The organism is Mesorhizobium sp. M4A.F.Ca.ET.022.05.2.1 (genome assembly GCF_003998845.1).
Classification (GTDB): Bacteria; Pseudomonadota; Alphaproteobacteria; order Rhizobiales; family Rhizobiaceae; genus Mesorhizobium.
On sequence record NZ_RZOJ01000259.1, the window covers coordinates 1 to 8,819 of the forward strand.

Here is an 8,819-nt window from a genome sequence, read left to right on the forward strand (position 1 = left end):
CTCTCGAAGAGGGCTCTGGCGTCGTCGGCACGATCGACAGCTATGTTCCGCATGTCGTCGGCGGCGTGAAGTACACGCAGGGCTGGGGCGCCATCACCGGCGTCGTCGCCTATGACAGCAACTACGAGGAAGTGGCCGGCAAGGTTCGTCTCGACGTCAAGCCGATGGACAACCTGTCGCTGTTCATCATGGGCGGCTACGGCACCGACGACAACCTCAACGATGACGCAGGCAACGTCATCGACGCGCATGGTCGCGGCTTCTACAAGCAGTGGAGCGGCAACTGGGCGATCTGGGGCGGCGGTACCTACACCATCAACGAGAAGACCTCGTTCAACGCCCAGCTCTCCTACGACGAAGGCAAGAACTTCGGCGTCGCGGCGAACATTGCCTATGAAATCGTCAAGGGCCTCAAGGTCACGGCCGAAGTCGACTATCTGCATGTCGGCGAAGATACCGTCACCAACTGGACCAAAGCCGACAAGGAAAACAGCATCGGCGGCATCCTCCGCTTCCAGCGCTCGTTCTGACCGGTTCTACAATCTTTGCAAGAAGGGCCCGCAGCACGTCGCTGCGGGCCTTTGTCTTTTCAGCTCAACCCCCGCCTGTCTAAGTGCCGAACAGACCCGCTCGCGCAGACCGTCCGGGACCTGGCCCACGACCGCGTCGAACGAGGCGACCGTCAGACCCTGGTCGATGCGCGTTGCTTCGGCGATGACGGCCCTGGCTTCCTCCGGGCGTCCGAACGCGGCGAGAGCGGCGGCCAGCCCCAACCTCGACCAGGTCTGCAATGGCCATTGGCGGCCACCACCATGGCCACCACAAGCACCACGCCTGGGGCTGGGGCGGGGTGACCATCGTGGCGTCCGACAATGGCGGCTGCGGCTATGAATTCTGGAAGTGGAAGGTGACCGGCTGGCGCTTCTGGAAGCGTGCCTTTCTCGCCTGCCGCGACTGGGAGTAGGGTGTCGCCACGCCTTCAAATGCCTTGCCTTCCCCTCGCCTCGCGGGGGGAAGGTTGCGGCCGATCCTGCTCGATGGATGCCGCGCCCGTCGGAGCTAGGCGATGCGGCGCTGGCGGCGTGACGACTGGCCGCCGCCGGCCCCGGGCTGCTCCAGCGCCAATTGGTCGGAAGTGACCAGCCGGCCACGGCCTTCCTTCTTGCCGACATACATATGCCGGTCGGCGAGCGCGACCAGCGCGTCGGGATCAGCGGCTTCCGTCGGATAGATCGCGACACCGACGGTGCAGCCGACCTGGATGTCGCCGTTCGGGGCCGGAACCTTGATGCGCAGCCGCTCCAGCACGCGCTCCGCCACGCGCACCGCCTTCTCCCTGGCCTGGTCAGGCTTGCCCGAGAACAGGAAGGCGAACTCGTCGCCGCCGAGCCGCGCGACGAAGTCGGCGCTGCGCAGGATCGCGCGCAGCTTGTCCGACACGCGCTGCAACAGCGCATCGCCGGCCTCGTGGCCAAGCGTGTCGTTGACCTCCTTGAAGCGGTCAAGGTCGATGAACAGCAGGCCCGCCGCATCGCCGGTTGCGGCGCAGCGGCCGATCACCGATTTGAGCTCGTTGTGGAAGGCGCGCCGGTTGGGCAGGTCGGTCAGGAGATCGTGGTTGGCCGAATGGTCGCTCTGCTGCTTGGCCAGCTCGATCTCGCGCTTTTGCGCCGACAGTTCCTCGTTGGCGGCCTTGAGGTCGAGCAGCAGCTGCGCGTTGAGGTCCTCGACGACCTTGCGGTCGCTGATGTCGACGACGAACCCCTCGAGGAATTCGAGCCCGCCGGCCTCGTCCCAGACACCGCCGCCGATCTCGCGGACCCAGAGCGGCTCGCCGACCCTCGGCACGATGCGGTAGTCGACATTCCAGTTGCAGCGCGCCTCGAGCGCGGCGTCGACGGCAGCATAGACCGAAGCGAGATCGTCAGGATGGATGGCCGAAACGTAGTCGCGCACCGCATTGTGGATGAAATCGCTCGGCCGATAGCCGCTGACAGTGAGGATGCCGTCGCTGATGTAGAGCATCGTATAGGACTGGTCGTTGCGGCAGCGGTAGAGATAGCCGTCCATGCGACCGGTGATGCTGAGCAGCGCGTCCAGCCGCTCGTCGTGGTGGCCCCCCTGGCCGACCGCGGATGCAGAAACCCCGTCATGCTTCATGGCCGCACCCCCAAGTTAGCGGTCTGAGCGCGCCGTAGATGCCGTTACGGCAAGTCGGCAAGAGGTCTTCAATATCAGCTGAGTATTATCAATCTGTTATGGGAGGCGCCCTACGCGCACCGCTTCTCAGTTGCTCGCCGTGTAGGCCGCGATCGCCGCCATGTTGACGATGTCTGAGTCCTTGGCGTTCAGCGAGACGATCTGCACCGGCTTGTTCAGGCCGACCAGCAGCGGGCCGATAACGGTCGAGCCGCCGAGCTCCTGCAGCATCTTGGTCGAGATCGAGGCCGAGTGGAACGCCGGCATGATCAGCACGTTGGCCGGGCCGGTCAGCCGTATGAACGGGTATTGCGCCATGGCGCGGGCGTTGAGCGCCACGTCGGCGGCCATCTCGCCGTCATACTCGAAATCGACGCGGCGCTTGTCGAGGATGCGCACGGCCTCCTGCACGCGCTCGGAACGTTCGCCATGCGGATGGCCGAAGGTCGAGTAGGCGAGCATGGCAAGCCGCGGCTCATAGCCCATGCGGCGGGCAAAGCCGGCCGCTTCCTCGGCGATGTCGGCGATCTGCTCGGCATTCGGCATGTCGTGCACGGCGGTATCGGCGACTAGTACGGTCTTGCCCCGCGCGAGCACGATCGAGACGCCGATGACGCGGTGGCCCGGCTTGGCGTCGATGACGCGGCGGATGTCGTCAAGCGCGGTGGAGTAGTTGCGGGTGACGCCAGTGACGATGCCGTCGGCATCGCCCAGCGCCACCATGCAGGCGGCGAAGTGGTTGCGGTCATTGTTGATCAGCCGCTGGCAGTCGCGGAACAGGAAGCCCTTTCGCTGCATGCGCTCGTAGAGATAGTCGGTGTAGATGCCGTTGCGGCGCGACAGCCTGGCATTGATGATCTCGATGCCCTGCTTGTTGAGCTCGATGCCGGCGTGTTTGGCGTTTTCCTTGATGACGTCGTCGCGGCCGAGCAGGATGGCGGTGCCGAGATTCTGGTTCACATAGGAGACGGCGGCGCGCATCACCTGCTCCTCCTCGCCCTCGGCGAAGACGATGCGCTTGGGCTGGCGCCGCACGCGGTCGTAGATGCGCTGCAGGGTGGAGGCGATCGGATCGCGGCGGGCGGAAAGCTCCTGCGCGTAACGGCCGAGGTCTAGGATCGGCTTGCGGGCGACACCGGACTCCATCGCGGCCTTCGCCACAGCCAGCGGGATGGCGGCGATCAGGCGCGGGTCGAACGGCACCGGGATGATGTAGTTGGGGCCGAATTTCGGCCGGTTGCCCTGATAGGCGGCGGCGACGTCGTCGGGCACGTCGCGGCGCGCCAACTCGGCCAGCGCGCGCGCCGCTGCGATCTTCATCTCGTCGTTGATGGTGGTGGCGCGGACATCCAGCGCGCCGCGGAAAATGTAGGGGAAGCCGAGCACATTGTTGACCTGGTTCGGATAGTCCGAACGCCCCGTGGCCATGATGGCGTCGGTGCGGATCTCGGCCACTTCCTCGGGCGTAATCTCGGGATCGGGATTGGCCATGGCGAAGATGATCGGGTTCCTGGCCATCGACTGCACCATCTTGGTCGTCAGCGCGCCCTTGGCGGAAAGGCCGAGGAAGACGTCGGCGCCATCGAGAGCCTCGGCCAGCGAGCGCGCCTCGGTCTTGACGGCATGCGCCGATTTCCACTGGTTCATGCCTTCGGTGCGGCCCTGGAAGACGACGCCCTTGGTGTCGCACAGGATGATGTTTTCCGGCGAGAAACCCATCGCCTTCATCAGCTCGATACAAGCGATGCCGGCGGCACCGGCGCCGTTGCAGACCATCCTGGTGGTCTTCATGTCGCGGCCGGTGATCTCGAGCGCATTGATCAGGCCGGCGGCGGAGATGATGGCGGTGCCGTGCTGGTCGTCGTGGAAGACGGGTATGTCCATCAATTCGCGCAGCCGCTGCTCGATGATGAAGCATTCCGGTGCCTTGATGTCTTCCAGATTGATGCCGCCGAAGGAGGGACCGAGGAAGCGCACGCAGTTGATGAACTCGTCGGCATCCTCTGTGTCGACCTCGAGGTCGATGGAATCGACATCGGCGAACCGCTTGAACAGCACCGACTTGCCTTCCATCACCGGCTTGGAGGCAAGCGCGCCGAGGTTGCCGAGGCCGAGGATGGCGGTGCCGTTGGAGATGACGGCGACCATGTTGCCGCGCGTCGTGTAGTCGAAGGCGCGGCTCGGATCCTCGGCGATGGCGCGAACGGGAACGGCGACGCCCGGCGAATAGGCGAGGCTGAGATCGCGCTGCGTCGCCATCGGCTTGGTGGCGACGATCTCCAGCTTGCCCGGCCGTCCCATGGCGTGGAATTCGAGCGCCTCCTGCGCGCTGACAGAGGGACCGCTGCTTTCGGTTTTCCTGGCCATGGTCCTCTTGATTCCCTCACCAGTGCGGCACCCTTGAGCTGGACGCCATATTTTTTGTGAGCTTCCGGCTTAAGGCCACACGCCGTCGCTGTAAACCGCCAAGCGACGTGCAAACGCTGTTCCTGGGCCGGGCGCGATGCCGCCGTTCAGATCCCGCCCGACGAGGCGATAGCGGCAATCTCGCGCACATGCTCGCGCACAGGGGCCCATCGCGTCAGCCCCGCGGTGCCGGCGAACGGCCACTCGGCGAACGGCGGATCGCCGCTTCCCATGCGCCGCTTGAGCGCCGAGAGATAGGCCATCAGGTGCAGACGTTCGGCCCGCACCGTCTCCAGCGTGCGGCCGCGAATCTCCTCGCGCGGAATGGCGCGGTCGCGCAAGGTCTCGACGGCACGCCGGATGGCGGTCGGCTCGGGCTCGGCGATGATGCAGTAGTCCGGGTGGAAATACACGTCGCGGCCGCCGATGCTCGGCGTCGAGACGATCGGCAAGCCGGCCAGCAAGTACTCCATACTGGAGTACATTGCCCCCTCCACCGCCGACAGACAGAGCCCGACCGCGGCCTGGTTGTAAACATGGTTGACCTCGTCCGGCGAAAGTCGCCCGGCCAGATCGTCGACGAGCGGATTGGCGATCCGGTGCAGCGGCGACTGCGCCTGTAGGCGCCGAATGAAGGCGCGGTCGCCGGCCGGAGGCAATTCCCCGATCGAAGATGTCACATGGACCAGCCTCTCGATTTCAAACGCGAGGTAATGCCGCTTAGTGTGTGAGATACGGCCATTGTAGACGGCATCGTATTCGACCGACACGTCCGGCAGCGGTCGGAAGATGTCCTCCGAGATCATCAGATTGTGATTGGAGAAGATCGCATTGCCGCCTACGCTCGCAATCAAGCGGCGTTCCTCCTCGGTGTTGCAGAGGAAGATCAGCTCATGGTTGGGGCAGGCCCAGGCAAACCAGGCGAGGTCCCTGCCGATCTGATCGATGACGGCGGGCCTCTCCAGGGTCCAGTTCGGCATCAGCAGGAAAGTGGCGCGCCGCGATGCCAGGCGACGGGAAAGGGCAGCAAGCGCATAAAGCGGGCGGCGCCCGCCGACTGGCACGTAGAGGATCAGCGGATCGCGATTGAAGATGTGGACGGGGATGTCGATGCCGCCATCGAGATCGGATAACGGCCCGCGTGCAGGAAGAACGAAAGGAAACCTTGTCCGCAGCCATGCCTTTACCTTGGTTCTGGTGCGATTGGCGCGGTTGGTGGCAAGAAGCCGCACACGCCTGAGCGGCGAGCCGGCAGGACCGACCATCTCCTCGAACGTCTCGTGTCCGTCCTGCTTCATTGCCCCTATCCGCCTGTAATGCCGATCCCCGGGCGTGATCAGTATTCGCGATCGCGGCTTCAGGCAATGTGCTCATCCCGTGGCGGTTTCCCCCGCTTTTCAAGCCGCCGGCATTAAACCACGCGAGCTGTTCTGCTAGCGTGCCGGCATGGATATGCGCACCCCGACCGAACTCAACGCCCCCGAGGCGACCACGCCGATGCCCTTCGGCGGCGCCGTCACGCCGATGATGGAGCAGTATATCGAGATCAAGGCGGCGAACCCGGATTCGCTCCTGTTCTACCGCATGGGCGATTTCTACGAGCTGTTCTTCGACGACGCCGAGAAGGCAAGCCGGGCGCTCGGCATCGTGCTGACGCGGCGCGGCAAGCATCAGGGCCATGACATTCCGATGTGCGGCGTGCCGGTGCATGCGGCGGATGACTATCTGCAGAAGCTAATCGCGCAAGGCTTCCGCGTCGCCGTCTGCGAGCAGACCGAGGACCCGACGGAGGCCAAGAAGCGCGGCTCGAAATCGGTGGTGCGGCGCGACGTGGTGCGGCTGGTGACGCCCGGCACCATCACCGAGGACAAATTGCTGGCGCCGTCGGAATCGAGTTTCTTGATGGCGCTCGGACGCGTGAAGGGAGGCAGCAGCGATCATGCCTTCGCGCTGGCCTGGATCGAGATCTCGACCGGGGTCTTCCGCGTCGCCGAGACCACCGCCGACCGGCTGCTCGCCGACATCTTCCGCGTCGATCCGCGCGAGCTGATCGTCGCCGAGCCGGTGTTTTACGACCCCGAGCTGAAGCCACTGTTCGACGTCATCGGCCGCGTCGCCAGCCCGCAGCCGCCGTCGCTGTTCGATTCGGCCTCGGCCGCGGGACGCATCGCACGCTTCTTCGCGGTGGCGACGCCGGACAGTTTCGGGACGTTTTCGCGCGCCGAGCTGTCGGCCATCTCAGGCACTATTGCCTATGTCGAGAAGACGCAGAAGGCCGAGCGGCCGCCGCTGTCGCGACCGGAGCGCGAGGAGAGCGGCTCGACGCTGTTCATCGACCCGGCGACGCGCGCCAATCTGGAGCTCTTACGCACGCTGTCGGGTAGCCGCGACGGCTCGCTGTTCAAGGCGATCGACCGCACGGTGACCGGCGGCGGCGCGAGGCTCTTGGCCGACCGGCTGATGGCGCCGCTGACCGATCCGGCGGCGATCGGCGCCAGGCTCGATTCGGTGTCGTTCTTTCGTGCCGAAACCCGACTCTGCCAGGCGGCGCGGACGAGCCTGAAGAGCGTTGCCGACATGCCGCGGGCGCTGTCGCGACTCGCGCTCAACCGTGGCGGCCCGCGCGATCTCGGCGCGCTTCGCGCCGGCTTCGAGGCGGCGGACGCCATCGCACAGCTGTTCGCGGCGATCAGCCTGCCCGAGGAACTTGCGGCGGCGCTGGCATCGATCCAGGCTCTGCCGCGCGATCTGCGCGACCATCTCAGCCTGGCGCTGGATGAGGAATTGCCGCTGCTCAAGCGCGACGGCGGTTTCGTGCGCCGCGCCTACCATGCCGAGCTCGACGAGATGCGAGCGCTGCGCGACGAATCGCGCAAGGTGATCACCGGGCTGGAGCGCTCGCTGATCGAGGAGACTGGCATCCGCTCGCTGAAGATCCGGCACAACAATGTGCTCGGCTATTACATCGAGGTCACCGCCAACCACCATGCGGCAATGACCGGCAGCGACGAGAACAAGGCCCGCTTCATCCACCGGCAGACCATGGCCAACGCCATGCGCTTCACCACGACGGAGCTCGCCGAGCTGGAATCGAAGATCGCCAATGCCGCCGACCGGGCGTTGAGCATCGAGCTCGCCACTTTCGACCGGCTGATGGCGGAAGTCGTGGCCGAGGCGAACAGCATCCGCGCCGGCGCCGATGCGCTTGCGGTGCTCGACGTTTCGGCAGCCCTTGCGCTGCTTTCGGAAAGCGAGGCCTGGTGCAGGCCCGAGGTGGATTCCAGCCTCGCCTTCGAAATCGAAGGTGGCCGTCATCCGGTGGTCGAGCAGGCGCTGCGCCGCTCGGGCGAAGGCCCGTTCGTTGCCAACGACTGCGATCTTTCGCCGGAGGGCGGCGCCAAGGCCGGCGCGATCTGGCTTTTGACTGGTCCCAACATGGGCGGCAAGTCGACGTTCCTGCGGCAGAACGCGCTGATCGCCATCCTTGCCCAGACCGGCTCATTCGTGCCGGCGCAGAGCGCCCATATCGGCGTCGTCGACCGGCTGTTCTCGCGCGTCGGCGCATCCGACGACCTGGCACGCGGCCGCTCGACCTTCATGGTCGAGATGGTCGAGACGGCCGCGATCCTCAACCAGGCAGGCGAGCGGGCGCTGGTGATCCTCGATGAGATCGGCCGCGGCACAGCGACCTTCGACGGCCTATCGATCGCCTGGGCGGCGGTGGAGTATCTGCACGAGAAGAACCGGTGCCGAGCGATCTTCGCCACGCATTTCCACGAGATGACGGCGCTGGCCGGCAAGCTCCCCCGCCTCTCCAACGTCACCATGCGGGTCAAGGAATGGGAGGGCGAGGTTGTGTTCCTGCACGAAGTCGGCAAGGGCGCGGCGGACCGTTCCTACGGCGTACAGGTGGCGCGGCTCGCCGGCCTGCCGGAGGCCGTGGTGGCGCGGGCAAAAGAAGTGCTGCACCAACTCGAGGAAGGCGAGGTGTCGGGCAAGGCCAATCGCCTGGTCGACGACCTGCCGCTGTTTTCGGTGGCGGCGAAACGCGAAGCACCTAGGCCGGCAAAGAACGACGCGCTGAGCGACGCACTCGTCACGATCAATCCCGACGAGATGACGCCGCGCGAGGCGCTGGAGGCGCTCTACAGGCTGAAGGGGTTGGCTACAAAGCCCTGACGCGGCGCGGCTTCAAATCATCTCCAGCCCACGCT

Annotated in this window: 6 protein-coding genes; 3 read left to right on the forward strand and 3 right to left on the reverse strand. The window is 65.6% G+C overall.

The window, feature by feature from the left end; translation table 11 throughout:
- Positions 1 to 530, forward strand: a 530-nt coding sequence (locus tag EN745_RS23620; RefSeq protein ID WP_145992105.1) for a porin, incomplete at its 5' end; no start/stop codon positions are given.
- Between the two features lie 260 nt (positions 531 to 790).
- Positions 791 to 964, forward strand: coding sequence for a hypothetical protein (locus EN745_RS36265; RefSeq protein ID WP_189363141.1), 174 nt, complete (start codon positions 791 to 793; stop codon positions 962 to 964).
- Positions 965 to 1,059: 95 nt separating this feature from the next.
- Here EN745_RS36265 and EN745_RS23625 read toward each other — a convergent pair whose 3' ends face one another.
- The 3 genes from EN745_RS23625 to EN745_RS23635 form a co-directional block, all read right to left on the reverse strand.
- A complete protein-coding gene (locus EN745_RS23625; RefSeq protein ID WP_126056803.1) occupies positions 1,060 to 2,160 on the reverse strand; it encodes a sensor domain-containing diguanylate cyclase in 1,101 nt (366 codons plus the stop codon).
- Positions 2,161 to 2,286: 126 nt separating this feature from the next.
- Positions 2,287 to 4,566 carry an NADP-dependent malic enzyme gene (locus EN745_RS23630; protein ID WP_126056804.1) on the reverse strand — a complete coding sequence of 760 codons (2,280 nt, stop codon included), beginning with the start codon at positions 4,564 to 4,566 and terminating at the stop codon, positions 2,287 to 2,289.
- 146 nt (positions 4,567 to 4,712) lie between these two features.
- Positions 4,713 to 5,903 (reverse strand): glycosyltransferase, encoded by a 1,191-nt coding sequence (locus tag EN745_RS23635; RefSeq protein WP_126056805.1) that lies wholly within the window; start codon positions 5,901 to 5,903, stop codon positions 4,713 to 4,715.
- Between the two features lie 148 nt (positions 5,904 to 6,051).
- Here EN745_RS23635 and mutS point away from each other — a divergent pair, with 148 nt between their 5' ends.
- The gene (gene mutS, locus EN745_RS23640) at positions 6,052 to 8,784 is read left to right on the forward strand and encodes a DNA mismatch repair protein MutS (protein WP_126056806.1); all 2,733 of its coding nucleotides are present in this window, start codon (positions 6,052 to 6,054) and stop codon (positions 8,782 to 8,784) included.
- Positions 8,785 to 8,819 lie beyond the last annotated feature (35 nt).

Bases quoted from the DNA above. Each gene is read 5' to 3' on its own strand.
- mutS (WP_126056806.1), top strand. From the start codon at position 6,052: ATGGATATGCGCACCCCGACCGAACTCAACGCCCCCGAGGCGACCACG.
- EN745_RS23625 (WP_126056803.1), bottom strand. From the start codon at position 2,160: ATGAAGCATGACGGGGTTTCTGCATCCGCGGTCGGCCAGGGGGGCCAC.
- EN745_RS23635 (WP_126056805.1), bottom strand. From the start codon at position 5,903: ATGAAGCAGGACGGACACGAGACGTTCGAGGAGATGGTCGGTCCTGCC.
- EN745_RS36265 (WP_189363141.1), top strand. From the start codon at position 791: ATGGCCATTGGCGGCCACCACCATGGCCACCACAAGCACCACGCCTGG.
- EN745_RS23630 (WP_126056804.1), bottom strand. From the start codon at position 4,566: ATGGCCAGGAAAACCGAAAGCAGCGGTCCCTCTGTCAGCGCGCAGGAG.